Here is a 23,648-nt window from a genome sequence, read left to right on the forward strand (position 1 = left end):
GCCCCTGACAATTACAACGCCAGATGCGCTGAAGCTGGCCTGCGAGCGAATTGCCGACTGCAACCGATATGACAACTTGAGGAGAACACAGGATGGAACGCTCAGACGTGATCGACGCGATGGGGAAGCTGCGGCTCTACGGGATGAGGGCCGCCTATGACGAGGTGCTGACCACTGCCGTCAACCAGAACGGTCGCGGGGTAATAAGCACCCTTGCGGTTGGGAACCTCACCACCGACCACGGCGCGCGCGCCCTTCTCGACGCTTTCATTGACCTGATCTGCCAACTTGTCGCGCAGATCGGCCCGCGACATGGGCCCGAGACCGGTGTTTTCATCCGTTGGATCACCCATCTCGATCGCTTTCATCTTGGCAATGTAACCTTCGACAAATGTGTCGTAATTCTTTGCCGTAACAATGAACCGTTTCCCGTTCACGCAGGTCTGGCCGTTGTTATAAATTCGCGCGGCAACGCATGCCTCGACCGCTGTATCAATATCGGCATCGTCCAGAACCAGGTAGGCATCGTTCGAACCCAGTTCGAGCACGGTTTTCTTGAGCTGTTCAGCCGCCTTTTTGGCAACCGTTCGACCGGCGGTGTCACTGCCCGTCAGGGTTACACCGCGCACCAGATCATTTTCGATGATCAGGTCGGATTGGTCATGATCGACCAACAGAACGGTGAACAGGTTCTTGGGCAGGCCCGCACGCTCCATCAGGTCACGCAGGAACAATCCGGAACCGGTGCAAATTTCCGCGTGCTTCAAAAGAACGCCATTGCCGGTCATCAGGTTGGCAATTGCGTAACGCACGACCTGATAACACGGGAAATTCCAGGGCTGGATGCCATAGATGACCCCGATAGGGGCATAATGAACAATGCCTGTTCCGCCAGGGATTTCACGCTCTTCATCGGCCAAGGCGTCGGGGCCGGTATCTGCGGTAAACTTGCAGATTTGCGCGCATAAATCGATTTCCTGACGACCGTCGCCGATCAGCTTGCCAACCTCGCGGGTCATAAGTTGGGCAAAGTCTTCCTTGCTGTTCGTCAGCTCTTCTCCGATTGCCCGAATGATCTCGGCGCGGTCATTGACCGACCGCTTTCGCCAGTCGAGAAACGCATCGTGACAGCCCTGAACAGCGTCGCGCGCCTCTTCGTTGGTCATGAGGGTGTAGGTTTCCAGCTGTTCTTCCGTCGCTGGGTTGATGGTGGTGACCAGCGCGCGCCCCGATGCGCGGCAACCGGCATAGGTGTCCTTGTTCCGCGTGCCCGTTTCCGGCCGCGGCGCCGTTTTACCGACAACCCTTCCTCGCGGTAGATACGATACAGCTTCTTGTGGTTCATGATCATCCCCTTGCGTTCCAGCAGGACACCGATCCGGCGGTAGCCGAACCGGCGTCGCTTGCCAGCGATCTCCTGCATCTTTTTGCGGATATCGACACTGTCTGGCGGGCGTTCTCGCCGGACTGTCTTGGGATCGACACCGACCAGCCGACACGCCCTGGACCTGTCGCGGATTTGTTCCGCTCCTTTGACTTGGTATTTTGCCACAAAGGAGAGACATCGATGGCATCGAACCCTACCCTGGAATTCCGCGCTGAGGCAGTGCGTGTCGCGTTAACCAGCGGGCTGCCGCGTAAGCAGGTAGCCGCCGATTTTGGCATCGGCTTCTCGACGTTAAGCCGTTGGATCCAGCAGGATCGGCGCAATCCTGAGAAACCTACAGCCCAGTCTGATCTTGAACGCGAGGTCGCCGAGCTGCGGAAAGAGAACCGCTTGCTTCGGGAGGAGAGGGAAGTGTTAAAAAAGGCCACCCAGTTCTTTGCGGAGCGAAGCAAATGAGGTTTGCTTTCATTGAAAAGAACGCGGACATGCTGCCGGTTGATCGTCTGTGCCAGATCATGGAAGTGAGCCCGCGAGGGTACGATAACAGTCGATTCCACGGGTAACAAAAAATAGGAATCTAACCGGCGCGTCTTAAAAAGGAAATGGTGGAGCCTAGCGGGATCGAACCGCTGACCTCCTGCATGCCATGCAGGCGCTCTCCCAGCTGAGCTAAGGCCCCGTTGTGACCGCTTGCGATCACAAGGCGCGGTCTATGGGATGAAGCGGGGCAGTTCAAGCGAAAAAAGCATCCACCCCGCATCTATTTTTTGGTTCAGGAATCGTCCTCTACGGGGACGTCGGCGATTTCGTCCAGCGAGACATCATCATCGTCGTCATCGTCTTCCAGAACGTCATCGCCCAGATCCACATCGGTGTCGTCATCATCGTCCAATACGACATCGGCGTCATCGTTCACGTCATCGTCTTTTGCGCTGGCCTTGTCGGCCTTGTCGGCCAGCATGGTGCGCGAGCCTTTGCCCGTGTCCAGCACGACGACTTCACCGGTATAGGGGCTGACGATGGGCGATTTGCCCAGGTCGTAAAACCGTTTGCCGGTGGTTGGGCATACACGTTTGGTGCCCCATTCTTCCTTGGGCATAAGATCCCCTTTCCTGTACCATCGATGATATAAATTTGCTGTCCCATGCCACAGGTGTCACGCCGTGTCAAAGCCCGCTTTTGCACTGGCCGTTCCGGTGGCGCGCGCGATAGACTGCGCCAACCCTGTCAGCAGAGGAAACATGGATATGGCCCAGGCGGTGCTGCCCGGCAACCCCCCGATCGATATTACCTTGCGCCGCTCGCCCCGCGCCCGGCGTATTTCGCTGCGTGTGTCGGGGTTGGACGGGCGGGTCACGCTGACCTTGCCGCGCCGGGGCACCGAGGCCGAGGCGATGGGATTTGCCCGCCAGAAAGAAGACTGGATTCGCCAGCAATTGTCGCGTCAGCCCGAAACGGTTGATGTGACTTTGGGCGCGCGCGTTCCGGTGGCCGGGCAGATGTTGCAGGTTGCGGTGGGGGCAGGGCGTGCGCCCCGGGTTGTGGGGGCGCGTCTGGAGGTGCCGCCGGGCACCGTCGGGCCAAAGGTTGAGGCCTATGTGAAACAGGCAGCCCGTGCCGCGCTGAGTGCGGCGTCGGATCGCTACTGCGCAATGTTGGGGCGGTCTTATGGGCGGATCACCTTGCGCGATACGCGGTCACGCTGGGGATCTTGTTCGTCGGCGGGGGATCTGATGTATTCTTGGCGCCTGGTCCTGGCGCCGCCTGAGGTGTTGGACTATGTCGCGGCCCATGAGGTGGCGCATCTGGCCCATATGGATCATTCGCCCGCGTTCTGGGCTGTGGTCGCTGATCTGATGCCCGATTACGCCACGCCGCGCGGTTGGCTGCGCCGTGAGGGGGCCAGCCTGCACCGTTGGAATTTTCGCCCGTGATCGTGCCTGCCCGCCCCTCGGACCCGACATTGGCCGCCCATGACAGGGTGTACCGCAGCCTGCGCAGCCAGATCATGCATGGTGAACTGCCCCCGGGCCAGGCGATGACGCTGCGCGGTATCGGCAAGACATTTGACGTATCAATGACCCCGGCGCGCGAGGCGGTGCGCCGTTTGGTGGCCGAAGGCGCGCTGACGCTTTCGTCATCGGGACGGGTTTCAACCCCCGAACCCACCAATGAGCGGATAGAAGAATTAAGCGCGCTGCGTGCATTGTTGGAGGTTGAACTGGCCAGCCGCGCCTTGCCCCGCGCGCATATCGCGTTGATCGACCGATTACAGGTCATCAACGGCACCATGGCCGAGGTGATCGCCCGTCACGATGCCGTGGGGTATATTCGGGTGAACCTGGAATTTCACCGCACCCTGTATTTGCGCGCCCAGGCCCCCGCCATGCTGGCCATGTGCGAAACGGTCTGGCTGCAACTGGGGCCAACGATGCGCAAGTTATATGGCCGTCTGCGCCGCACAGAGGTGCCCCAGGGGCACAGGTTGATCGTTGCCGCCCTGCGTGCAGGGGATGAACCTGGCCTGCGCCTGGCGGTACGCACCGATGTGACACAGGGGCTGCGCCTTTTGCTGGCGTAGGTGGGGGGCTGTCTGCCCCCCTTGCCTGCGGCAATTCCCCCCGAGGATATTTTTACAACGGAAATTTGGCGTCAGGCATGGATTGCGCCGTCTCCACAGGCCAACGCCGCCTCGCGCACGGCCTCGGAATAGGTGGGGTGGGCGTGACAGGTGAGTGCGAGATCCTGTGCTGAGGCACCGAATTCCATGGCGACGCAGATTTCGTGGATCAGATCGCCCGCCATCGGCCCAATGATATGGGCGCCCAAAATCCGATCGGTTTCCTTGTCGGCGAGTAATTTCACAAACCCGTCAGCGGCGAAATTTGCCTTGGCGCGGCCATTGCCCATGAACGAGAATTTTCCAACCTTGTATGCTCTGCCGGCTTCTTTCAGTTGCTCTTCGGTTTGGCCGACTGTGGAAACTTCGGGGTGGGTGTAAATCACGCTGGGGATCACGCCGTAATTCACATGCCCCTGTTTCCCGGCGATGGTTTCGGCCACGGCCATGCCTTCGTCTTCGGCCTTGTGGGCCAACATCGGGCCCTCGATTGCGTCGCCAATGGCGTAAATGCCGGAAATGTTGGTGGCCCAATGGGCATCGGTTTCGATCTGGCCGCGTTTTGTGGTGGCGATGTTGAGCGCGTCAAGGCCCAGACCATCGGTGAATGGTTTGCGCCCCGTGGCCAGCAGCACGATATCGGATTCGAGCGTGTGTTCGCTGTCGTCCTTGCGCAGTTTATAGGTGGTTTTGGCCTTGGACTTGGTTGCGCTGACGCCCTGAACCGCCGCACCCATGACGAATTTGAGGCCCTGTTTTTCCAGTAACCTCTTGAAGGATTTCTGCACCTCGCTGTCCATGCCGGGGGTGATGGCATCAAGGTATTCGATCACCGTGACCTCGGCGCCCAAACGCGCATAGACGCTGCCCATTTCCAGACCGATCACGCCTGCGCCGATCACGGTAAGCGTTTTGGGGATCTTGTTGAGCGTCAGCGCACCGGTGGAGGACACGACGATTTTTTCATCAACCTCGACACCGGGCAGAGTGGCCACTTCGGACCCGGATGCGATGACGATATTCTTCGTCTCGTGGATATCATCGCCGACCTTGACCTTGCCTGCCTCGGGGATGCTGGCCCAGCCCTTGATCCAGTCTACCTTGTTCTTTTTGAACAGAAATTCGATGCCCTTGGTGTTGGCGGCGATGGTTTCTTCCTTGTATTTCTGCATCTGTGGCCAGTCCACGCTGGGCGATTTGCCCTTCAGCCCCATGGCGGCGAAATTATGCTCGGCCTCGTGCAACATATGGGTCGCGTGAAGCAGCGCCTTGGACGGGATACAGCCGACGTTCAGACAGGTGCCGCCCAGGGTTTCACGCCCCTCGACACAGGCGGTTTTCAGGCCCAGCTGGGCGCAACGAATGGCGCAGACATATCCGCCGGGGCCGGACCCGATTACGATGACATCATAGCTCATTTCAGTCTCCTTTTGGGGCGAAATTGTATGTTTTTTACAAGATCGCGCCTGAATCGTACAGTTTCAAATCAATGCGGCGATCAGCATGATGACCGTGGCGGCAAAGCCGACGATCCAGATCACGCTGCGCCCCGGCGTCCAGGCTTGGGTGTAGGCCGGAATATAAAGAATGCGCGCGGCCAGATAGGCATAGGCGCAGTATTGCGTGACGGTTGTGGATTGGTTCGACAGAGTGATGACCACCACCGCGATGGTGAACAGGATCAGCCCCTCGAAATGGTTGTTCATGGCACGCTGCAACCGACCCGCCGTGCCGGTCAGTTCGATCTTTTCATCACGCGGGCCTGCGGCAACGTCCGGCCCGACCTGCCGGTTGGCCGCAACCGAATAGAGCACGAATTGAACCACTTGCAGCAGGGCGGAAAGGGTGAGGACGGTGAGTTCTGGGGTCATGGATCTGGGTTCCAGTGCTGCTCGATACGCCACAATCTTCCCGCCGTGATTTGACGGATTCCATCTATGGCAGTTTGGTAGTCCGTTTCAGCAAAAGATTTCCATCCTTGGTGTTCGAGATGTCGCCAAGCTGCCCCATGGGTGCCGTACGCTTTGCCTAGGGCCCCGAGCAAAAGCCGATCCACGGGCGGGTGGATTGCGTTGAGTTTCGATCTTTGCATTGGATCCTTTTCATTTCCAAAGTGCGATAAATAAATCGCCTTCAAGAATACGTTGATGATCTTGGCCGCTAACCCATGTGTTAACATGACATCTCCATTCAGTTTTGTAGTGGCGACTAAATCGCGCCTTATGTTGAGATGCCAACGATCAAAATCTCCCGCTTCTGGCAGTCCGTTGAACTGTGTCGCAACTGCCAGCGCGGGATGATGCGAGATTAGCTCTCGCACAGTGGCGTTTGTTAACCCCTTCACCCCCCGCGACGACGCGCGCGCTGCAGCCCAAGCCGCAAAGCGCAAGCAATGCTCAGCGGAGGAGTAGGATGCGCCGATATGCATTTGGTTTACAAATCCATCAACAACCGACGCGGATCTTCCAGCGCTTCTTTCACCCGCACAAGGAACGTCACAGCCCCCTTGCCATCGACAATGCGGTGATCATAGCTCAGCGCCAGATACATCATCGGGCGGATGACAACCTGACCGTTGATCGCCATTGGGCGGTCTTGGATTTTGTGCATCCCCAAAATGCCCGATTGCGGCGGGTTCAGGATGGGGGAAGACATCAACGACCCATAGACGCCGCCGTTGGAAATGGTGAACGTACCGCCCTGCATTTCGGCCATCGACAGTTTGCCATCGCGGGCCTTGGCGCCCATTTCGGCGATGGATTTTTCGATCGTGGCGAATGACATGGCATCGGCGTCGCGGATCACCGGTACGACAAGGCCACTGGGGGTGCCCGCCGCGATGCCCATGTGGACAAAGTTTTTGTATACCACATCGGTGCCGTCAATTTCGGCATTCACTTCGGGCACTTCACTCAACGCATGCACACAGGCCTTGGTGAAAAACGACATGAAGCCCAGTTTCACACCGTGCTTCTTGAGGAACAGGTCTTTGTATTCATTGCGAAGCGCCATCACCTCGGTCATGTCCACCTCGTTGTAGGTGGTCAGCATGGCCGCGGTGTTCTGACTGTCTTTCAACCGCTTGGCGATGGTTTGGCGCAGGCGCGTCATCTTGACCCGTTCTTCGCGGTCGGCATCCTTCGCGGCGACAGGGGCGCGCTGTTGGGCAGGCTGGGCGGGCGCGTTCTGCGCAGCAGACGGGGCCGTGCCTGCCAGGGCTTTCATCACATCTTCTTTCATCACCCGGCCATCTTTCCCTGAACCGGTGACCGCGTCGCGCGATACACCTTTTTCCGCCATCATCTTCTTGGCTGATGGGGCGTCTTCCACGTCTTTACCGCCCATACCACCGGGCTTTTCGGTGGTTTCGGGGGTGCCTTCATCGGCCGAATGGGCCTGGCCTTCGCCGCCCCGGGTCATGACGGCCAATTTGCCGTTGGCCTGTACCGTGTCGCCTTCTTTGGCCAGGATTTCACCCAATACACCGGCGGCGGGGGCGGGCACCTCGACCGATACCTTGTCGGTTTCCAGTTCGCACAGCATTTCATCGGCTTGCACCGTGTCGCCCGATTTCTTGAACCAGGTCGAAACAGTGGCCTCGGTCACGGATTCGCCCAGCGTGGGCACCATGATGTCAACGGTTTGTGCTGCTTCCTCTTTGGCGGGCTTGGGGTCAGGTTCGGCGCGCGGCTTGGTTTCTTCGGGTCCGGCGTTGCCCTCTTCGGCAATCGTTGCCAACAGGGCGTCAACCCCAACGGTGTCACCTTCGGCCGCAACCAGTTCGGCCAGTTTGCCCGCCACGGGCGATGGCACCTCGACGGTGACCTTGTCGGTTTCCAATTCGCACAGCATTTCATCCACCGCCACGCTATCGCCGGGTTTCTTGAACCAGGTGGCGACGGTGGCTTCGGATACGGATTCGCCCAGGGTGGGAACACGAACTTCAGTGGTCATAATCTTATCCTTCCAGGCCAAGTGCTGCATTCACCAGCGCGGCTTGTTGTGCTTTGTGCTGAGAGGCCAGGCCCGTCGCGGGCGAGGCTGAGGTGGCGCGCCCGACATATTCGGGGCGGGTTTCTTTGGCTTTGATCCGCGACAGAACCCATTCGATGTTCGGTTCGATAAACGTCCAGCCGCCTTGGTTTTTCGGTTCTTCCTGGCACCAGATCATATGGGCATTCTTGAACCGTTCCAGTTCGGTCACCATGGATTTGGCCGGGAACGGGTAAAACTGTTCAACCCGCAGGATATAGGTGTTGTCCAATCCCTCGGCGTCGCGTTTTTCCAACAGATCGTAATACACCTTGCCCGAACACATGATGACGCGTTCGATTTCGGCGTCGGGTTTCAGGGTCAGTTCCGAATTGCCATATTGCGCATCATCCCAAAGCACCCGGTGAAAGCTGCTGCCGGTCTGAAAATCTTCGGCCTTGTTGACCGCCAGCTTATGGCGCAACAGAGATTTCGGCGTCATCAGGATCAGCGGTTTGCGATAGCTGCGGTGCAATTGGCGGCGCAGAATGTGGAAATAGTTGGCCGGCGTGGTGCAGTTGGCCACGATCCAGTTGTCCTGACCGCACATCTGCAAAAACCGTTCCAGCCGTGCGGATGAGTGTTCGGGCCCTTGCCCCTCATATCCGTGGGGCAACAGACACACCAGGCCCGACATCCGCAACCATTTGGATTCGCCCGACGATATGAACTGATCAAACATGATCTGCGCGCCGTTTGCGAAATCGCCAAACTGCGCCTCCCACAGGGTCAGCGCATTTGGTTCGGCCAGGGAATAGCCATATTCAAACCCCAGCACCGCGTATTCCGACAGCATGGAATCGATGGCTTCGAAATTGGCCTGCCCCTCGCGAATGTTGTTCAGGGGGTAATACCGGTCTTCGGTTTTTTGATCGACCAGCCCGGAATGGCGTTGGGAAAACGTGCCGCGCGTGCTGTCCTGGCCCGACAGGCGTACGGGATACCCTTCGGTCAGAAGTGATCCAAAGGCCAAAGCCTCGGCTGTGGCCCAATCAAAGCCTTCGCCGGTTTCGAACATCTGCTTTTTCGCTTCAAGCAGGCGGTCGATGGTTTTGTGGGTGGTGAAATCCTTGGGCGATTGCGTCAGCGCGCGGCCGATTTCATCAAAGGTTTCCTTTTTGATCGCGGTTTTACCCCGCTGATATTTGCTGCCTTGCTTGTCCAGATGCGACCAACGACCATCCAGCCAATCGGCCTTGTTGGGGCGAAACTCTTTGCCTGCTTCGAATTCCTGGTTCAAATACGCCTGAAATTCGGCCTTTGCGTCTTCAATCTCGCCCTCGGGAATCAGCCCGTCGCGGATCAGCCGGTCGGTGTACAGGGTCAGCGTGGTTTTTTGTTTTTTGATCTTCTGGTACATCTGAGGGTTGGTGAACATCGGTTCATCGCCCTCATTGTGGCCAAACCGGCGATAACAGAAAATGTCGATCACCACGTCCTTGTGGAATTTCTGACGAAATTCCGTGGCCACCTTGGCGGCGTGGACCACTGCCTCGGGATCGTCACCATTCACATGGAAAATCGGTGCTTCCACCACCAGCGCATTGTCGGTGGGATAGGGGGACGAACGTGAAAAATGCGGTGCCGTGGTAAACCCGATCTGGTTGTTCACCACGATATGGATAGTCCCGCCCGTGCGGTGCCCGCGCAGGCCCGACAGCGCGAAACATTCGGCCACGACGCCCTGACCGGCAAAGGCCGCATCGCCGTGCAACAGGATCGGCAGAACCTGTGTGCGATCTTCATCGCCCAGCTGATCCTGTTTGGCGCGGGCCTTGCCCAACACAACCGGGTTCACCGCCTCAAGGTGGCTGGGGTTTGCCGTCAGCGACAGGTGGACCGAATTGCCGTCAAATTCGCGGTCGGAACTGGCGCCAAGGTGATATTTCACATCGCCCGATCCATCGACATCTTCGGGTTTGAAGCTGCCGCCCTGAAATTCGTTGAAAATCGCGCGGTAAGGTTTCTGCATCACATTGGCCAGCACCGAAAGACGGCCCCGGTGCGGCATGCCCACGATAATATCGCGCACGCCCAGATTGCCACCGCGTTTGATGATCTGTTCCATTGCGGGAATCAGCGATTCACCACCATCCAGCCCAAACCGTTTGGTGCCCATGTATTTGACATGAAGAAACTTTTCGAACCCTTCGGCCTCGACCAGTTTGTTCAGGATCGCTTTGCGGCCTTCGCGGGTAAAGGCGATTTCCTTGCCATACCCCTCGATCCGCTCTTTCAACCACGATGCCTGTTCGGGGTCGGAAATATGCATGTATTGCAGGGCGAATGTGCCGCAATAGGTGCGGCGCACGATATCAACAATCTGGCGCATGGTGGCAATTTCCAGCCCCAGCACATTGTCGATGAAAATCGGCCGATCCATATCGCTTTCCTTGAACCCATAGGATGCGGGCTCAAGCTCGGGGTGGGGGGTTTCATCGCGCATGTCCAACGGATCAAGATCGGCGGCCAAATGGCCCCGGATCCGGTAGGCCCGGATCATCATCAGCGCGCGGATACTGTCCAGAACGGCACGTTTGATTGCATCATCGCTGACCTTGATGCCCTTTTCTTCGGCTTTGGCTGCGATTTTTTGCGCGGCGGCCTTGGGTTCGGCGGCGGCCATCGGCCATTGTCCGTCCAATGCGGCGGTCAGTTCATCACTTGGTTGTGGTGGCCAATCGGTGCGCGCCCAGGACGGGCCTGCCGCTTCGGCCTTGGCATCGGCGGGGGCGTCGCCAAGGGCGTTGAAGAACACTTGCCAGCTTTCATCAACCGCAGACGGATCATTGGCATAGCGCGCATACAACTGTTCAAGGTACTCGGCATTGTGCCCTTGCATGAAGCTTGAGGCATGAAACAGGTCATTGGGGGACTGGTCGGTCATTTTAACACCTCATGAGGATTGGGACCGTAGGGATTGGCGCCCGGCTGGCTGGGTCGGGTCAGCCACCAAAGCACGAGCAACGGAGAAATCGAGAGAATGATCAGCGCGGGAAACAGGATGAGCAGGGCGAGCCCTTCGCCGGGGCCACCGTTTAGTGCGCCGATGCCACCAAAAAATGCCATAGCCGTTCCCAAACCCACCGTCACGATCAGCGGATACAGCAGGTACAGACCACTGCGCCCGGTGTCGTGCATCCGCCGCCAACCAACTGATAACATGGGGATGACCATCGCCAGATTAAACACCTGGGCCAGCGGACCGTTGGATTCGGCCACAATCATGCCGTCGTCGGTTTCGATCATTGATGTGCCAAACAGCGCCATGTCAATCACACCCAGCACGACAATGCCCAACACGACAAACAGGATGAACCACCAATATTCCGACCGCGGCGCACGGCCTTTGAAGGTGGCATATTTGCGTAAACATACCCGTATAGCGGCGGCAAACGTCATTGTTGCACGGCCTTGGGTTGGGCAATATAGTTGAACGCCAGAAACGGATAGGTGCGATAGGACACAAACGCCGTCAGATCAATCGGCGCGCGCCCATAATACACATCGAACACGGCGCGCACGTCGTAATCGAACGTTTCCGTCAGAAGGCGAAACAATTTGATGTAACTTTCCGGTGAAATATCAACATCATCATGGGCGCCCGCCTCGAACAGAATGATCGGATGACAGCGCGCGATCATCCCTGACGCGGCCGAAAGCGCCGCAAATTCGTGACCTTCGACATCGATCTTGATAAAATCGAAATCTGTGTCCGGAAACAAATCGTCCAGACGCACGGATTTCACGTTGATTTCGGTCACCGCACCGCGAACAGAGCGGTTGGTGAGCGATGAATAACCGGGCGCGTCGGCGTTTTCAAAAAATGTGACCTGACCCGCGGTATCGCTGACCGCGACCTCGTGAACCGTATGGTCGGGAAAGCGTTTGCGCAGCATGGCCGCCTTGGTCGGACTGGCCTCGATCACCGTGACGCTGCCCCGGCGGGCAAGGGACGCCAGTTTATAGGTCACCGACCCCACATGTGCGCCAATGTCGAGACAGCGAAAATCCGGTTTCACCAGGCGGCCCAGCACGGCATCCATCATTGCGTCTTCGGCCCGCAACAACCCCAGTTCGGGCCGTTGCACACCGCGCAGTCGGTTCAGCATCGCGCGCGCCGCCCCGACGGGGTGGGACAGCGCCGATGTGGCGATGCGGTGACGCAATGATAGGTTGGCAGCCATGCCAGGCCTCCTGCCGGGGGTTACCCGATCGCCTTCAGCACGGCCTCGCCCAATCCGGCGGGGCTGTCGGCGACAACGATTCCGGCGGCTTTCATCGCTTCGATCTTGTCGTCGGCGCCGCCTTTGCCACCGGCCACAATGGCGCCGGCATGGCCCATGCGACGGCCCGGAGGGGCGGTGCGCCCGGCGATGAAACCTGCGGTGGGCTTCCAGCGGCCGGCCTTGCGTTCATCGGCCAGGAACTGCGCGGCTTCTTCTTCGGCTGAACCGCCGATTTCGCCGATCATGATGATCGAATGGGTTTCGGGATCGGCCAGAAACATTTCCAGAATATCGATATGTTCGCTGCCTTTGATCGGATCGCCGCCAATACCCACAGCAGTGGATTGGCCCAGGCCCGAATCCGACGTCTGTTTCACCGCCTCATAGGTCAGCGTGCCCGACCGTGACACAACCCCGACGCTGCCGCGTCTGTGGATGTGGCCGGGCATGATGCCGATCTTGCAGGCATCGGGCGTGATCACGCCAGGGCAGTTTGGCCCGATCAGACGTGATTTCGATCCGTCCAAGGCGCGCTTGACCTTCATCATGTCAAGTACGGGAATGCCCTCGGTGATGCAGATAATCAGCGGAATTTCAGCATCCACAGCTTCGAGAATTGAATCAGCGGCAAAGGGCGGCGGCACATAGATCACCGATGCATTGGCGCCGGTTCTTGCCACCGCTTCGTGGCAGGAATTGAACACCGGAAGATCCAGATGGGTCTGCCCACCTTTGCCGGGCGTCACCCCGCCGACCATTTTGGTGCCATATGCGATGGCCTGCTCTGAGTGGAACGTGCCTTGCGAGCCTGTGAAGCCCTGACAGATGACTGTGGTGTTTTCGTCTACGAGAATGGCCATTTTGATTCCTTGGTCGGTTTTGGGTCAGGCGCGCGGCGGCGCCGGGTGTCAGAGTGTATCAGAAAAGCGAATCGTCATCCTCAACCAGGAGGTCCAGCGCGCGGATGGCGATCAGGCCTGCCCCCGCAAGAATCAGAGATCGCCCGATCGAGCCGGTCAGATTGCCGGGCAAAACCGTTGCCACTCCGTTTCGTGTATGACGTACGGCGCGGGTCAGGCCGGTATCGCGGCCGTTGGGCCGCGAACGGTTCGGCATCGTCAAAACTGCAGGCTGCCAGCGGCGCAGCAACAGGCCAAACCCCAACATTGCCAAGCCGGAAAGCAGAGGGTTGTTTTTTGGTTCCGGTTTCATCGCACTGTCTCCTTGGGTCTGGATTGTACGAAAGCAATCTGGCGGATAAGACGGAAGTTTCTTCGCCGGATTTTGGACATTCGCCATTCTGATGGGTGCAGCCCCAAAAAACGCCGTGGGGCAGGCGTTTCGACTGTGGCGGTTCTGTCAGGTACGTGCGCCACGGCCAACGACATACCGATCACGTCACTGAACGTGCCTGTCAGGCCAAGCCCTGCAAGAGAAAACCGCCACATCACGGTTCAGCCCTTAACCGCCTTCACGATCTTTTCGGCACCATCGCGCAGATCATCGGCGGCGATCACGTCAAGGCCGCTTTCGTTGATGATGCGCTTGCCTTCCTCGACATTCGTGCCCTCAAGACGGACAACCAATGGCACCTTCAGGCCGACTTCCTTAACGGCGCTGACCACGCCTTCGGCGATCACGTCACACCGCATGATGCCGCCAAAGATGTTGACGAGAATGCCTTTTACATTGGGGTCAGAGGTGATGATTTTGAACGCTTCGGTCACCTTTTCCTTGGTTGCGCCGCCGCCCACATCCAGAAAGTTGGCCGGTTCTGCACCATAGAGTTTGATGATATCCATCGTCGCCATGGCAAGGCCGGCGCCGTTGACCATACAGCCGATTTCACCGTCCAGCGCGATATAGTTCAGGTCATATTTTGACGCGGCCAGTTCTTTGGCGTCTTCCTCGGTTTCGTCGCGCAGGGCGGCGATGTCGGGTTGGCGATACATCGCGTTGCCATCGAATGATACTTTGGCATCCAACACCTTGAGATCACCACTATCGGTGACGATCAATGGGTTGATTTCAAGCATTTCCATGTCTTTTTCAACAAAGGCTTTGTAAAGCTGACCCATCAGCGTCACGCATTGTTTCACCTGCTGGCCTTTCAGGCCAAGGGAAAATGCGATGCGGCGACCATGATACGCCTGATACCCGGCAGCGGGATCAACCGAAAATGACAGGATTTTTTCGGGCGTTGCTTCGGCCACCTCTTCGATGTCCATGCCGCCTTCGGTGGAACAGACAAAGGAAATGCGGCTGGTCTGACGATCAACCAACAGGGCAAGGTACAGTTCGGTTTCAATGCCGGACCCGTCTTCGATATAGATCCGGTTCACCTGTTTACCGGCGGGGCCGGTCTGATGGGTGACCAAGGTGCGGCCAAGCATCTTTTTGGCTTCTTCTGCGGCTTCGGCCACGGATTTGGTCAGGCGCACGCCGCCTTTGTCGCCAGCGTCGGCTTCCTTGAAGCTGCCCTTGCCGCGTCCGCCGGCGTGAATTTGCGCCTTGACCACCCAGAGCGGGCCATCAAGTTCGCCAGCGGCGGTTTTTGCATCTTCGGCGCGCATTACCGGGCGACCATCGCTGACGGGTGCACCGTATGTCCGCAGCAGAGCCTTGGCCTGATATTCGTGGATGTTCATGGCGGTCAGTCCCTTGTCATGGCTTTCAGTTGCCTTACTGCATGGCACGAGTTTAAAAAGTGTTTAAGTGCTTTTTGACGGAATGCGATGAATGAGCGGAAAATCGAACATTTGTGATCACACGATTGAGGGGTGTGATCACAAATCTAGGCGCTCTGACATGGGCGACGATGACGGGTGATTCGGTTTCATCCTGCGCCCATAAAAAAGGGCGCCGAAATTGGCGCCCCTTCTGTTTGCTGATTGGTTGGCTTAGCTCAGCGAGCTGTCGATCGCCTTGCAGGCCTTGACCAGGCCTTTGACGGCATCAACCGATTTGTCGAACATTGCCTGTTCTTCCTTGTTCATCTTGATGTCGATCACCCGCTCGACACCGCCTGCACCGATTACGGTGGGCACGCCGACATACATGCCTTTCAGGCCCAAAGCACCGTCAACATAGGCGGCACAGGGCAGAACCCGCTTTTGATCTTTCAGGAACGCTTCGGCCATTTCAATGGCGCTGGTGGCGGGGGCATAGAACGCGCTGCCGGTTTTCAACAGACCGACGATTTCGGCACCGCCATCGCGGGTGCGCTGAATGATCGCATCCATTTTTTCCTGCGTTGTCCAACCCATTTCAACCAGATCTGGGAGCGGGATGCCGCCAACGGTGGAATAGCGCGCCAAGGGCACCATCGTATCGCCGTGACCCCCAAGAACAAAGGCGGTGACGTCTTTCATCGAAACTTCGAATTCCAATGACAGGAAGTGGCGGAAGCGGGCGGAATCAAGCACGCCGGCCATGCCGCAGACCATGTTGTGGGGCAGGCCGGAAAATTCGCGCAGCGCCCAGACCATGGCATCCAGAGGGTTGGTGATGCAGATCACGAACGCATTGGGCGCATGTTGCGCGATGCCTTCGCCGACCGATTTCATGACCTTGAGGTTGATCCCCAACAGATCGTCACGCGACATACCCGGTTTGCGCGGAACACCGGCGGTAACGATACACACATCGGCGCCGGCGATGTCGGCATATTCATTGGCGCCCTTCATTGCGGCGTCGAACCCTTCGGACGGGCCCGATTGTGCGATGTCCAATGCCTTGCCCTGGGGGGTGCCTTCGGCAATGTCGAACAGGATGACATCGCCCAGTTCCTTGATGGCGGCAAGATGGGCGAGGGTTCCGCCGATTTGCCCGGCACCGATGAGAGCGATTTTGGGTCTGGCCATGGTTGTGTTCCTTTGATGGAGTGGCTTTGCCCGACGGGGTAGCGATTTGCCGCGCGCGGTGCAAGTGTGCTGCATCGCAGCGTTTTGACGCGTGGCTCTGGCGGTAGCGCCGCAACGTCACTAAAGCGTTGTTGGATCAGGGGGAACGCGGGTTGGAGCTTGGCGTTACATTCTTTGCCTTTGCAATTCCCGCGGTGCTGTTTGCGGGGATTTCAAAAGGCGGATTCGCCGCAGGCGCGGCTTTTGCGGCCTCGCCGTTTCTGGCGCTGATTCTCGAACCGGCGGCGGCGATCGGGCTGATGCTGCCGCTGTTGATGGTCATGGATATTACTGCACTGCGCGTATTCTGGCGCCGGTGGGATTGGCCTGTCGCGCGACGGCTGATGATCGGCGGGCTGCCCGGTGTGGTGGCGGGTGCGGCGCTTTATACCGCGGCCAATGCCGATGTCTTGCGGTTCATGATCGGGGTCATCGCATTGGGATTTGTCGCTTATCAGATTGCGCGCGCCCGGGGCGTGCTGCGATTTGAGGGGTGGCGGGCGTTCCCGGGTGCCGGATATTTCTGGGGGGCGATGGCCGGATTTACCAGTTTCATCAGCCATGCGGGTGGCCCGCCTGCCGCTGTGTATCTGTTGACCCGGGGATTGGACAAAACGACGTATCAGGCGACCACCGTGATCGTGTTTTTCGCCATCAATATATTCAAGGCGGTCTTTTATGCAGGCTTGGGCATTTTCACCGCAGAAACCCTGTGGGCCGGGATGTTTCTGATACCTGTGGCATTTATCGGGGTTTTTCTGGGGGTCTGGTTGCACCGCACTGTGTCACAGCGGCTGTTTTTCGGGCTGACCTATGTGTTTTTGACAGCGACAGGCGGCAAGCTGATATTTGACGCGCTGACCTAGGCCAGCGCGCCGTTGTCTCAGGCCGGTTTGCCACTGGCTGGCAGGCGTTCAGCCAGATTTTCAAACGCCTGCCCGGCTGCGACAACACAGGAAACGCCGGCAGGGGTGGACACCACGATTGTCCAACTGCCCGATTCCGCGCTGGCGAACACCTCGACCACCTGGTTGTTGGCGGCAAGGCCGATGGATTGCCGGGTTTCGCCAAAGGTGGTTCCCAACCGTTCGACCACCACATCGCGGGGCGCACAGTTGCGGTTTTGTTGCGCCTGCGCGTGACTGGTTGCCAGAAAAAATCCACCCAGAACAAAGGCCGATGCGATCAATTGACGTGTCATAAATCATCCCCTTGGTGTGATGCCCATGCGCCCGGATATTGCCGGGACATGCATGAAACCTGTGCCAATTCTGCGGACCGGATGCCAAAAACCGGTTAACCCACCGTACGCAGCGATGCCGCAGTGCGGCGGATTTGGGGTTGCGCGATGGTGCGAAATCGGGCCTATCTGCGCAATAAAATTACGGAGATTGCCATGACAGCCCGCCCCCTACGTTCAGTTTTGTATATTCCCGGCGACAAACCCCGCGCGCTGGAAAAGGCGCGTGGCCTGCCAGTGGATGCGATAATCTTTGATCTGGAAGACGCCGTCGCCCCGGATGCCAAAAGTGGCGCGCGCGAAACACTGGTTGCGGCACTGGGGCAGGGATATGGCGCGCGGGCCTGTTTGGTGCGGATCAACGGATTTGATACCGAATGGGGCGAGGGCGATCTTGACGCAATCGCCGCCGCTTCGCCTGAGGCGGTGCTGTTGCCCAAGGTGAACGGGCCGGGCGATGTCGCCGATCTGGCCGACAGGCTGGCGGCGCGGCCCGAAACCGCCAATACGCAAATCTGGGCGATGATGGAAACCTGTGAGGGTGTATTGAATGCCGCCGCCATCGCGCGCGCACCGCGGATGGCCGGGTTTATCCTGGGCACCAATGATCTGGCCAAAGAAATCGGTTGTGCCACGGGCGGTGACCGCATGGCGATGATGGTGGCCTTGCAAACCTGCCTGATGGCAGCGCGGGCAGCGGGGATTGCCTGTGTTGACGGGGTGTATAATGCGTTCAAGGATGACGACGGGCTGGCCAGCGAATGCGAACAGGGGCGGGCCCTGGGCATGGACGGCAAGACGTTGATTCACCCCGCACAGGTGGCCACCGCGAACGCGGCTTTTGCCCCCACCCCCGAGGCGGTGGAATTGGCCAACCGGCAAATCGCCGCCTACGAGGCTGCACTGGCGGCCGGGCAGGGGGTTGCCGTGCTGGATGGTCGCATCGTTGAGAACTTGCATATCGTGACCGCACGCGCGACCTTGGCGAAAGCCGCAGCAATTGCCACTTTGGAGACACAATGATCCTGATTATTCTTGGCCTGGCCCTTTGGGCGGGTACACATTTCTGGAAACGTATTTCGCCCGACAGCCGCGCGCGCGCCGGTGACAAGGGCAAGGCGATTGTCGCCGCCGGTTCGGTCATTGCGATTATTCTGATGGTGATCGGCTATCGCGGTGCCGATGTTCCGGTATATTGGGGCCGCAATTCCGCGACCACCGGCATCAACAATTTGTTGATGATTTTGTCGTTTTATCTGTTTGCCGCCTCGGGTGCGAAAACCTGGATCACCACCAAAGTGCGGCATCCGCAGCTGACGGCGGTAAAGGTGTGGGCGGTGGCGCATTTGCTGGTGAATGGCGATCTGGCCAGCATCGTGTTGTTTGGCGGCATGTTGGCCTGGGCCGTGGCCGAGGTGATAGTACTGAACCGGGCGCAACCCGTCTGGACCCCGGCGCATCCCGTGCCGGTGAAAAAAGAAATCACCGCGGTGATTGCCACTGTTGTGGTGTATGCCGTGGTGTCGTTGATCCATCTCTGGTTGGGGGTAAGTCCGTTTGGCTGAGCATGTTTTATACCGATTGCTGACAGGCGATGACACGCAAGAGTTCTGTCACAAGGTGTCAGCGGCGATGGCAAAGGGCTGGGTTTTGCACGGCGCGCCCGCTTATGCATTTGATCAGGCCAACGGTGTCATGCGCTGTGCCCAGGCGGTGACAAAGGCGGTCGATCGCCCCTATGCGCCGGATATGAAGTTGGGAAACCAATGAGCAAAACAAATTCAGGCCGGTTTTTCGAAGATTACCGCATTGGCGAGGTTATCGAGCACGCCGTTCCACGCACCGTTGGCGCGGGCGAACGGGCGCTGTATCACGCGCTATATCCGGCGCGCGGTGCGCTGTATTCATCAGATGAATTTGCCCGTAATTGCGGGCTGAGCGCATCGCCATTGGATGATCTGATCGCCTTTCATGTGGTGTTCGGCAAAACGGTTCCCGATATTTCCCTGAATGCAATTGCCAACCTTGGTTATGCCGAGGGGCGTTGGCTGGCTCCGGTCTGGTCGGGCGACACGCTGCGCGCATCGTCAGAAGTGATCGGGCTTAAGCAGAATTCAAACGGCAAATCCGGCGTTGTGTGGGTGCGCACCACCGGGGTGAATCAGCACGGCGTGGCGGTGCTCAGCTATGTTCGGTGGGTCATGGTGAAACGGCGCGCCGACGGCGCGGCACCCGAAACCGTGATTCCCACCTTGGCTGATGGTGTGCTGGCCCGCGATCTGATCGTGCCCGATGGGTTGGATTTCACCGACTACGATTTCACCCAGGCGGGCGAGCCGCACCGGTTGGGCGATTATCAGATCGGTGAAGTGATCGACCATGTGGATGGCGTGACCGTGGAAGAGGCCGAACACATGCTGGCCACCCGTTTGTGGCAAAACACCGCCAAGGTGCATTTCGATGCCACCGCGCGAGCCGATGGCACCCGGCTGATTTATGGTGGCCATGTCATTTCGCTGGCGCGTGCGCTCAGCTTTAATGGTCTGGCCAATGCACAGATGATCGTGGCGCTGAATGGCGGTGCCCATGCCAATCCGTGTCTGTCGGGCGATACGGTGCGCGCCTGGTCCGAAGTGTTGGATATGGCCCCGACCGACGCGCCGGGCGTTGGCGCGATTCGCCTGCGGCTGGTGGCCGTGAAGGGCGGTGGTGAGGGGCTGAAGGATGCCAACGGCAAATATCTGCCGCACGTCTTGCTGGATCTGGATTACTGGGCGCTTGTTCCCACCTGACCCTTGAATGTCGCGGCGTGTAGCTTGAAAATGTCTTGGAAGCTGCGGGACAACCGGGTTGTGATCACATGTTTTAAGTGTGTGATCACAAATTTGGCGAAAAGTGACGCAGTCTGGTAAAATGTGATTGGAATTTCCGCCAGCGGGCGTGACTTGTCATCAGGTTCGCGCGTATGGTGCGCCAAAGGCAACGATCGCACCCTTGCCGGGGTGCCTGGAACAAGGAACATCCCATGGCTGATGCCAACCGGCCCCTGTCGCCGCATCTAAGCATTTATCGCCCGCAGCTGACCTCGATCACATCCATCCTGACCCGGATCACCGGCAACGCGTTGTTGGTTGGTGCCTTGCTGATTGTGTGGTGGTTTCTGGCGGCGTCCACGTCGCCCGAACATTTCGCAACCGCCGACGGCGTATTGACGAGTTGGTTTGGCGATTTAGTTATGTTTCTGTCGGTCTGGGCGCTGTGGTATCATTCATTGGCGGGGTTGCGGCACCTGTATTGGGATACGGGCCGCGGCATGGACGTTGACACAGCGGAAAAGCTGGGCTGGGCCTGTATCGGCGGTTCGGTTCTGTTGACACTGATTACCGTCGTTGTGGTTTAGGAGGGTTTGGTATGGCATTTCTGACAAATCGCAAACGGACCATGGGCCTGGGATCGGCCAACAAAGGCACCGATCATCATTGGGCGATGACGGTTTCGTCCTTTGGGCTGTTGTTTCTGGTTCCTTTGTTCGTGTTCACCTTTGGCCCGATGCTGGGCAAACCCCACCCTGAGGTGCTGGCGTATTTCTCACGGCCGTTTCCGGCGATTGTGGCGGCGCTGACCATTGCGGTGGGATTCATGCATTTCAAGAAGGGCGCGCAGGTAATGATCGAGGATTATTCCGACGGTCTGACCCGCAAGGTTCTGATCTTGTGCGTTATTTCTTTGTCTTATGCGGCTGCGGCGACCGGGCTTCTTGCCATCGTGCGCATCGCGATTTGAGTTTTGGGAGCAACCTAAATGGCAGCTTATGATTATGAGACCCATGAATACGATGTTGTGGTCGTGGGGGCCGGGGGGGCCGGTTTGCGCGCGACATTGGGCATGGCGGAACAGGGGTTGCGCACAGCCTGTGTAACCAAGGTCTTTCCAACCCGCTCACACACCGTTGCGGCGCAAGGGGGCATCGCGGCCTCCCTGTCGAACATGGGGCCCGACAATTGGCAGTGGCATATGTATGACACGGTCAAAGGGTCGGATTGGTTGGGCGATACCGATGCGATGGAGTATCTGGCACGCGAAGCCCCCAAGGCAGTTTACGAGCTGGAACATTACGGCGTGCCGTTTTCGCGCACCGAAGAGGGCAAGATTTACCAGCGTCCCTTTGGTGGCCACACCACAGAGTTCGGCGAAGGCCCGCCAGTGCAACGCACCTGCGCCGCCGCCGACCGCACAGGCCACGCGATTTTGCACACATTGTACGGCCAGTCGCTGAAGCAAAAAGCGCAGTTCTATATCGAATATTTCGCCATTGATCTGATCATGTCCGATGATGGCGTGTGCCAGGGTGTGTTGTGCTGGAAGCTGGACGATGGCACGTTGCACCTGTTTTCGGCGAAAATGGTGGTTTTGGCCACCGGCGGTTATGGCCGGGCCTATTTTTCGGCCACCTCGGCCCATACCTGCACCGGTGACGGTGGCGGGATGACTGCGCGGGCGGGTTTGCCGCTGCAGGATATGGAATTCGTGCAATTCCACCCGACCGGTATTTATGGCGCGGGTTGTCTGATCACCGAAGGCGCGCGCGGCGAAGGCGGATATCTGACCAACTCCGAGGGCGAGCGTTTCATGGAACGCTATGCACCCACCTACAAGGATCTCGCGTCGCGTGATGTGGTCAGCCGATGCATGACCATGGAAATCCGTGAAGGGCGCGGTGTGGGTAAAGATGGCGATCATATCCATTTGAACCTGAACCACCTGCCAAAAGAGGCATTGCACGAACGCCTGCCCGGTATTTCGGAAAGCGCGCGCATTTTCGCCGGTGTCGATGTGACGAAAGAGCCGATTCCGGTCTTGCCCACCGTACATTATAATATGGGCGGTATTCCGACCAATTACTGGGGCGAAGTTCTGGCGCCCACCGCCGACAAACCCGACAATATCTCTCCCGGTTTGATGGCCGTGGGCGAGGCGGGTTGTGCCAGTGTACATGGGGCGAACCGGTTGGGTTCAAACTCGCTGATTGATCTGGTGGTGTTTGGTCGTGCGGCCGCAATCCGCGCGGCACAGGTGGTTGATCCGACGACGGCTGTTCCGACTCCTAACAAACGGTCTATCGAAGCGGCGCTGTCGCGGTTTGATGGGCTGCGCTATGCCAAGGGGCATGTCGCAACCGCCGAGTTGCGGTTGGAAATGCAACGCACCATGCAGCAAGACGCCGCCGTTTTCCGCACCGACAAAACCTTGGCCGAAGGTCAAGAAAAGATGGAACACGTCGCCAGCAAGCTGAGCGATATCAAGGTGACCGATACCTCCATGGTCTGGAATTCGGATCTGATGGAGACGTTGGAATTGGCAAACCTGATGCCAAACGCCGTTGCCACCATCACCGCCGCGGCAGCGCGCAAGGAAAGCCGGGGTGCCCATGCCCACGAAGATTACCCCGATCGCGATGATGAGAACTGGCGCAAGCACTCGTTGATCTGGTTCAAGGGTCAGGAGGCGACCTTGGGTTTCCGCGGCGTTCATCTTCAGCCGCTAACCAGCCACAATGAAGGCGGGATCGATCTGAAAAAGATCGCGCCGAAAAAGCGGGTGTATTGATGGGCAAGTACGGCCTTGCGTTTGTTGTTGCGGGCAGCTGTGCCTTGTTTGCCGTGCCTGCCCTTGCGGGCGGGCGGCTGACCGGCACCTGTCCGGCGGGCTATGCGGTGACATATGACAATCGCGGGGCCGCATCTTGCCGGTTGATCCGGCCGGTCAACCCCGGCAGCCAACAACATGTTGGCGAAATTCGCAGCGAAAGGCGCCGGTTCGGCGTGTTTTGCCCCTATCCGCACCGCGCCTCGGATGCAGTGTTCAGTGGTGGATCGGGCTATGTCATCAAAGATGATGTGCGCCGGGCGAATGGCTGTTTATGATGCGGATTGTTTTGGGTCTTGTGCTGTTGCTTGGGGTATCCGCCTGTGGGCCGATTTCCCCTGAAATCGCCGCGCGTCAGTGCGAAGAGCGGGCGCGCCAGGCGCAGGGCGTGCATGGCAAGATCGAAGTCGGGGTTGGCAATCGCGGCGCGCGGTCGCGCGTTGAATTGGGTGTGACCAGCGATTTCATTCAGGGCCGCGATCCCTATGAGGTGTATGAAACCTGTGTGCGCGAAAAATCAGGGCAGGGGCCGATCCGGCCCTTGATTCTGTGATGTATCGGTTGGATGCCGCTTTCCCTGATCGCGCCGCTG

General features: G+C 58.4%; 27 protein-coding genes, 1 tRNA gene and 1 pseudogene. 13 read left to right on the forward strand and 16 right to left on the reverse strand.

All coding sequences use genetic code 11. The features are described from left to right. Positions 1-101: 101 nt before the first annotated feature. Together C8265_RS15615 and C8265_RS15620 are read right to left on the reverse strand one after the other, a co-directional pair. Entirely contained in the window at positions 102-1,220 is a 1,119-nt protein-coding gene (locus C8265_RS15615; RefSeq protein ID WP_108485062.1) for an aldehyde dehydrogenase family protein, read from the reverse strand. Next, positions 1,214-1,504, reverse strand: a pseudogene (locus C8265_RS15620) (IS3 family transposase); the annotation flags it as partial. The pseudogene C8265_RS15620 and the gene C8265_RS15615, both read right to left, overlap by 7 nt. A 63-nt stretch (positions 1,505-1,567) precedes the next feature. Here C8265_RS15620 and C8265_RS15625 point away from each other — a divergent pair. Further along, complete coding sequence (locus C8265_RS15625; RefSeq protein ID WP_108484963.1) at positions 1,568-1,843, forward strand: transposase; 276 nt, start codon at positions 1,568-1,570, stop codon at positions 1,841-1,843. 147 nt (positions 1,844-1,990) lie between these two features. Here C8265_RS15625 and C8265_RS15630 read toward each other — a convergent pair. Further along, positions 1,991-2,066 (reverse strand) — tRNA-Ala (locus tag C8265_RS15630). Positions 2,067-2,159: 93 nt separating this feature from the next. After that, positions 2,160-2,486 carry a TIGR02300 family protein gene (locus C8265_RS15635; protein WP_108484964.1) on the reverse strand — a complete coding sequence of 109 codons (327 nt, stop codon included), beginning with the start codon at positions 2,484-2,486 and terminating at the stop codon, positions 2,160-2,162. A 148-nt stretch (positions 2,487-2,634) separates the two neighbouring features. On the opposite strand from C8265_RS15635, the gene C8265_RS15640 reads away from it, so the two are divergent. Beyond that, positions 2,635-3,321, forward strand: coding sequence for a M48 family metallopeptidase (locus tag C8265_RS15640; protein ID WP_108485064.1), 687 nt, complete (start codon positions 2,635-2,637; stop codon positions 3,319-3,321). Beyond that, positions 3,303-3,968 carry a GntR family transcriptional regulator gene (locus C8265_RS15645; protein WP_276308505.1) on the forward strand — a complete coding sequence of 222 codons (666 nt, stop codon included), beginning with the start codon at positions 3,303-3,305 and terminating at the stop codon, positions 3,966-3,968. The genes C8265_RS15640 and C8265_RS15645 overlap by 19 nt, the downstream gene beginning before the upstream one ends. A gap of 71 nt (positions 3,969-4,039) precedes the next feature. Here the strand turns inward: C8265_RS15645 and lpdA are convergent, their stop codons facing one another. The 11 genes from lpdA to mdh form a co-directional block, all read right to left on the reverse strand. Further along, positions 4,040-5,425, reverse strand: a complete 1,386-nt coding sequence (gene lpdA / locus C8265_RS15650; RefSeq protein WP_108484965.1) for a dihydrolipoyl dehydrogenase — start codon at positions 5,423-5,425, stop codon at positions 4,040-4,042. Positions 5,426-5,488: 63 nt separating this feature from the next. Further along, the gene (locus C8265_RS15655) at positions 5,489-5,878 is read right to left on the reverse strand and encodes an MAPEG family protein (RefSeq protein ID WP_108484966.1); all 390 of its coding nucleotides are present in this window, start codon (positions 5,876-5,878) and stop codon (positions 5,489-5,491) included. Then, the gene (locus C8265_RS19325; protein ID WP_126623183.1) at positions 5,875-6,435 is read right to left on the reverse strand and encodes a hypothetical protein; all 561 of its coding nucleotides are present in this window, start codon (positions 6,433-6,435) and stop codon (positions 5,875-5,877) included. Before C8265_RS19325 ends, C8265_RS15655 begins: the two co-directional genes overlap by 4 nt. A gap of 5 nt (positions 6,436-6,440) precedes the next feature. Further along, positions 6,441-7,961 carry a 2-oxoglutarate dehydrogenase complex dihydrolipoyllysine-residue succinyltransferase gene (gene odhB, locus C8265_RS15665; protein WP_108484968.1) on the reverse strand — a complete coding sequence of 507 codons (1,521 nt, stop codon included), beginning with the start codon at positions 7,959-7,961 and terminating at the stop codon, positions 6,441-6,443. 4 nt (positions 7,962-7,965) lie between these two features. Further along, complete coding sequence (locus tag C8265_RS15670; protein WP_108484969.1) at positions 7,966-10,926, reverse strand: 2-oxoglutarate dehydrogenase E1 component; 2,961 nt, start codon at positions 10,924-10,926, stop codon at positions 7,966-7,968. Beyond that, on the reverse strand, positions 10,923-11,441 hold the full coding sequence (locus C8265_RS15675; protein ID WP_108484970.1) for a DUF805 domain-containing protein: 519 nt from the start codon (positions 11,439-11,441) through the stop codon (positions 10,923-10,925). The genes C8265_RS15670 and C8265_RS15675 overlap by 4 nt, the downstream gene beginning before the upstream one ends. Next, positions 11,438-12,226: an FkbM family methyltransferase gene (locus tag C8265_RS15680; protein WP_108484971.1), complete on the reverse strand. Its 789-nt coding sequence runs from the start codon at positions 12,224-12,226 to the stop codon at positions 11,438-11,440. Before C8265_RS15680 ends, C8265_RS15675 begins: the two co-directional genes overlap by 4 nt. Positions 12,227-12,246: 20 nt before the next feature. Next, complete coding sequence (gene sucD, locus C8265_RS15685) at positions 12,247-13,128, reverse strand: succinate--CoA ligase subunit alpha (protein ID WP_108484972.1); 882 nt, start codon at positions 13,126-13,128, stop codon at positions 12,247-12,249. A 58-nt stretch (positions 13,129-13,186) separates the two neighbouring features. Continuing rightward, positions 13,187-13,480 carry a hypothetical protein gene (locus C8265_RS15690; protein ID WP_108484973.1) on the reverse strand — a complete coding sequence of 98 codons (294 nt, stop codon included), beginning with the start codon at positions 13,478-13,480 and terminating at the stop codon, positions 13,187-13,189. A gap of 242 nt (positions 13,481-13,722) precedes the next feature. Beyond that, positions 13,723-14,916, reverse strand: a complete 1,194-nt coding sequence (gene sucC / locus C8265_RS15695; protein ID WP_108484974.1) for an ADP-forming succinate--CoA ligase subunit beta — start codon at positions 14,914-14,916, stop codon at positions 13,723-13,725. Positions 14,917-15,168: 252 nt separating this feature from the next. Continuing rightward, positions 15,169-16,131, reverse strand: coding sequence for a malate dehydrogenase (gene mdh / locus C8265_RS15700; protein WP_108484975.1), 963 nt, complete (start codon positions 16,129-16,131; stop codon positions 15,169-15,171). Positions 16,132-16,283: 152 nt separating this feature from the next. Between mdh and C8265_RS15705 the strand changes: the two genes are divergently transcribed. After that, the gene (locus C8265_RS15705; RefSeq protein WP_108485065.1) at positions 16,284-17,036 is read left to right on the forward strand and encodes a sulfite exporter TauE/SafE family protein; all 753 of its coding nucleotides are present in this window, start codon (positions 16,284-16,286) and stop codon (positions 17,034-17,036) included. Positions 17,037-17,053: 17 nt separating this feature from the next. Here the strand turns inward: C8265_RS15705 and C8265_RS15710 are convergent, their stop codons facing one another. Then, positions 17,054-17,371, reverse strand: coding sequence for a hypothetical protein (locus C8265_RS15710; protein ID WP_108484976.1), 318 nt, complete (start codon positions 17,369-17,371; stop codon positions 17,054-17,056). 195 nt (positions 17,372-17,566) lie between these two features. Between C8265_RS15710 and C8265_RS15715 the strand changes: the two genes are divergently transcribed. The 9 genes from C8265_RS15715 (at position 17,567) to C8265_RS15760 (ending at position 23,609) form a co-directional block, all read left to right on the forward strand. Beyond that, positions 17,567-18,433: an HpcH/HpaI aldolase/citrate lyase family protein gene (locus C8265_RS15715; protein WP_108485066.1), complete on the forward strand. Its 867-nt coding sequence runs from the start codon at positions 17,567-17,569 to the stop codon at positions 18,431-18,433. Then, positions 18,430-18,975, forward strand: a complete 546-nt coding sequence (locus C8265_RS15720; protein WP_108484977.1) for an NnrU family protein — start codon at positions 18,430-18,432, stop codon at positions 18,973-18,975. Before C8265_RS15715 ends, C8265_RS15720 begins: the two co-directional genes overlap by 4 nt. Then, positions 18,968-19,180 (forward strand): DUF1737 domain-containing protein, encoded by a 213-nt coding sequence (locus tag C8265_RS15725; protein ID WP_108484978.1) that lies wholly within the window; start codon positions 18,968-18,970, stop codon positions 19,178-19,180. The genes C8265_RS15720 and C8265_RS15725 overlap by 8 nt, the downstream gene beginning before the upstream one ends. Then, positions 19,177-20,202 (forward strand): MaoC family dehydratase, encoded by a 1,026-nt coding sequence (locus C8265_RS15730; protein WP_108484979.1) that lies wholly within the window; start codon positions 19,177-19,179, stop codon positions 20,200-20,202. The genes C8265_RS15725 and C8265_RS15730 overlap by 4 nt, the downstream gene beginning before the upstream one ends. 233 nt (positions 20,203-20,435) lie before the next feature. Further along, positions 20,436-20,810, forward strand: a complete 375-nt coding sequence (sdhC, locus tag C8265_RS15740; protein WP_108484981.1) for a succinate dehydrogenase, cytochrome b556 subunit — start codon at positions 20,436-20,438, stop codon at positions 20,808-20,810. An 11-nt stretch (positions 20,811-20,821) separates the two neighbouring features. Then, positions 20,822-21,193 carry a succinate dehydrogenase, hydrophobic membrane anchor protein gene (locus tag C8265_RS15745; protein ID WP_108484982.1) on the forward strand — a complete coding sequence of 124 codons (372 nt, stop codon included), beginning with the start codon at positions 20,822-20,824 and terminating at the stop codon, positions 21,191-21,193. Positions 21,194-21,211: 18 nt separating this feature from the next. Further along, complete coding sequence (sdhA, locus tag C8265_RS15750) at positions 21,212-23,017, forward strand: succinate dehydrogenase flavoprotein subunit (RefSeq protein WP_108484983.1); 1,806 nt, start codon at positions 21,212-21,214, stop codon at positions 23,015-23,017. Further along, on the forward strand, positions 23,017-23,334 hold the full coding sequence (locus C8265_RS15755; protein ID WP_108484984.1) for a hypothetical protein: 318 nt from the start codon (positions 23,017-23,019) through the stop codon (positions 23,332-23,334). Before sdhA ends, C8265_RS15755 begins: the two co-directional genes overlap by 1 nt. Beyond that, a complete protein-coding gene (locus C8265_RS15760; protein WP_240611113.1) occupies positions 23,331-23,609 on the forward strand; it encodes a hypothetical protein in 279 nt (92 codons plus the stop codon). The genes C8265_RS15755 and C8265_RS15760 overlap by 4 nt, the downstream gene beginning before the upstream one ends. Positions 23,610-23,648 lie beyond the last annotated feature (39 nt).

This window comes from Oceaniglobus ichthyenteri (assembly GCF_003057885.1).
Taxonomy (GTDB): Bacteria; Pseudomonadota; Alphaproteobacteria; order Rhodobacterales; family Rhodobacteraceae; genus Oceaniglobus; species Oceaniglobus ichthyenteri.

Excerpts from the sequence above, each read along its gene's own strand:
- C8265_RS15760 (WP_240611113.1), top strand. The coding sequence starts at position 23,331 with ATGATGCGGATTGTTTTGGGTCTTGTGCTGTTGCTTGGGGTATCCGCC.
- sucC (WP_108484974.1), bottom strand. The coding sequence starts at position 14,916 with ATGAACATCCACGAATATCAGGCCAAGGCTCTGCTGCGGACATACGGT.
- C8265_RS15655 (WP_108484966.1), bottom strand. The coding sequence starts at position 5,878 with ATGACCCCAGAACTCACCGTCCTCACCCTTTCCGCCCTGCTGCAAGTG.
- C8265_RS15625 (WP_108484963.1), top strand. The coding sequence starts at position 1,568 with ATGGCATCGAACCCTACCCTGGAATTCCGCGCTGAGGCAGTGCGTGTC.
- C8265_RS15670 (WP_108484969.1), bottom strand. The coding sequence starts at position 10,926 with ATGACCGACCAGTCCCCCAATGACCTGTTTCATGCCTCAAGCTTCATG.
- C8265_RS15715 (WP_108485066.1), top strand. The coding sequence starts at position 17,567 with ATGACAGCCCGCCCCCTACGTTCAGTTTTGTATATTCCCGGCGACAAA.
- C8265_RS19325 (WP_126623183.1), bottom strand. The coding sequence starts at position 6,435 with ATGCATATCGGCGCATCCTACTCCTCCGCTGAGCATTGCTTGCGCTTT.
- mdh (WP_108484975.1), bottom strand. The coding sequence starts at position 16,131 with ATGGCCAGACCCAAAATCGCTCTCATCGGTGCCGGGCAAATCGGCGGA.
- lpdA (WP_108484965.1), bottom strand. The coding sequence starts at position 5,425 with ATGAGCTATGATGTCATCGTAATCGGGTCCGGCCCCGGCGGATATGTC.
- C8265_RS15730 (WP_108484979.1), top strand. The coding sequence starts at position 19,177 with ATGAGCAAAACAAATTCAGGCCGGTTTTTCGAAGATTACCGCATTGGC.
- C8265_RS15710 (WP_108484976.1), bottom strand. The coding sequence starts at position 17,371 with ATGACACGTCAATTGATCGCATCGGCCTTTGTTCTGGGTGGATTTTTT.
- C8265_RS15640 (WP_108485064.1), top strand. The coding sequence starts at position 2,635 with ATGGCCCAGGCGGTGCTGCCCGGCAACCCCCCGATCGATATTACCTTG.
- C8265_RS15745 (WP_108484982.1), top strand. The coding sequence starts at position 20,822 with ATGGCATTTCTGACAAATCGCAAACGGACCATGGGCCTGGGATCGGCC.
- odhB (WP_108484968.1), bottom strand. The coding sequence starts at position 7,961 with ATGACCACTGAAGTTCGTGTTCCCACCCTGGGCGAATCCGTATCCGAA.
- sdhA (WP_108484983.1), top strand. The coding sequence starts at position 21,212 with ATGGCAGCTTATGATTATGAGACCCATGAATACGATGTTGTGGTCGTG.
- sdhC (WP_108484981.1), top strand. The coding sequence starts at position 20,436 with ATGGCTGATGCCAACCGGCCCCTGTCGCCGCATCTAAGCATTTATCGC.
- C8265_RS15675 (WP_108484970.1), bottom strand. The coding sequence starts at position 11,441 with ATGACGTTTGCCGCCGCTATACGGGTATGTTTACGCAAATATGCCACC.
- C8265_RS15635 (WP_108484964.1), bottom strand. The coding sequence starts at position 2,486 with ATGCCCAAGGAAGAATGGGGCACCAAACGTGTATGCCCAACCACCGGC.
- C8265_RS15680 (WP_108484971.1), bottom strand. The coding sequence starts at position 12,226 with ATGGCTGCCAACCTATCATTGCGTCACCGCATCGCCACATCGGCGCTG.
- sucD (WP_108484972.1), bottom strand. The coding sequence starts at position 13,128 with ATGGCCATTCTCGTAGACGAAAACACCACAGTCATCTGTCAGGGCTTC.
- C8265_RS15690 (WP_108484973.1), bottom strand. The coding sequence starts at position 13,480 with ATGAAACCGGAACCAAAAAACAACCCTCTGCTTTCCGGCTTGGCAATG.
- C8265_RS15755 (WP_108484984.1), top strand. The coding sequence starts at position 23,017 with ATGGGCAAGTACGGCCTTGCGTTTGTTGTTGCGGGCAGCTGTGCCTTG.
- C8265_RS15720 (WP_108484977.1), top strand. The coding sequence starts at position 18,430 with ATGATCCTGATTATTCTTGGCCTGGCCCTTTGGGCGGGTACACATTTC.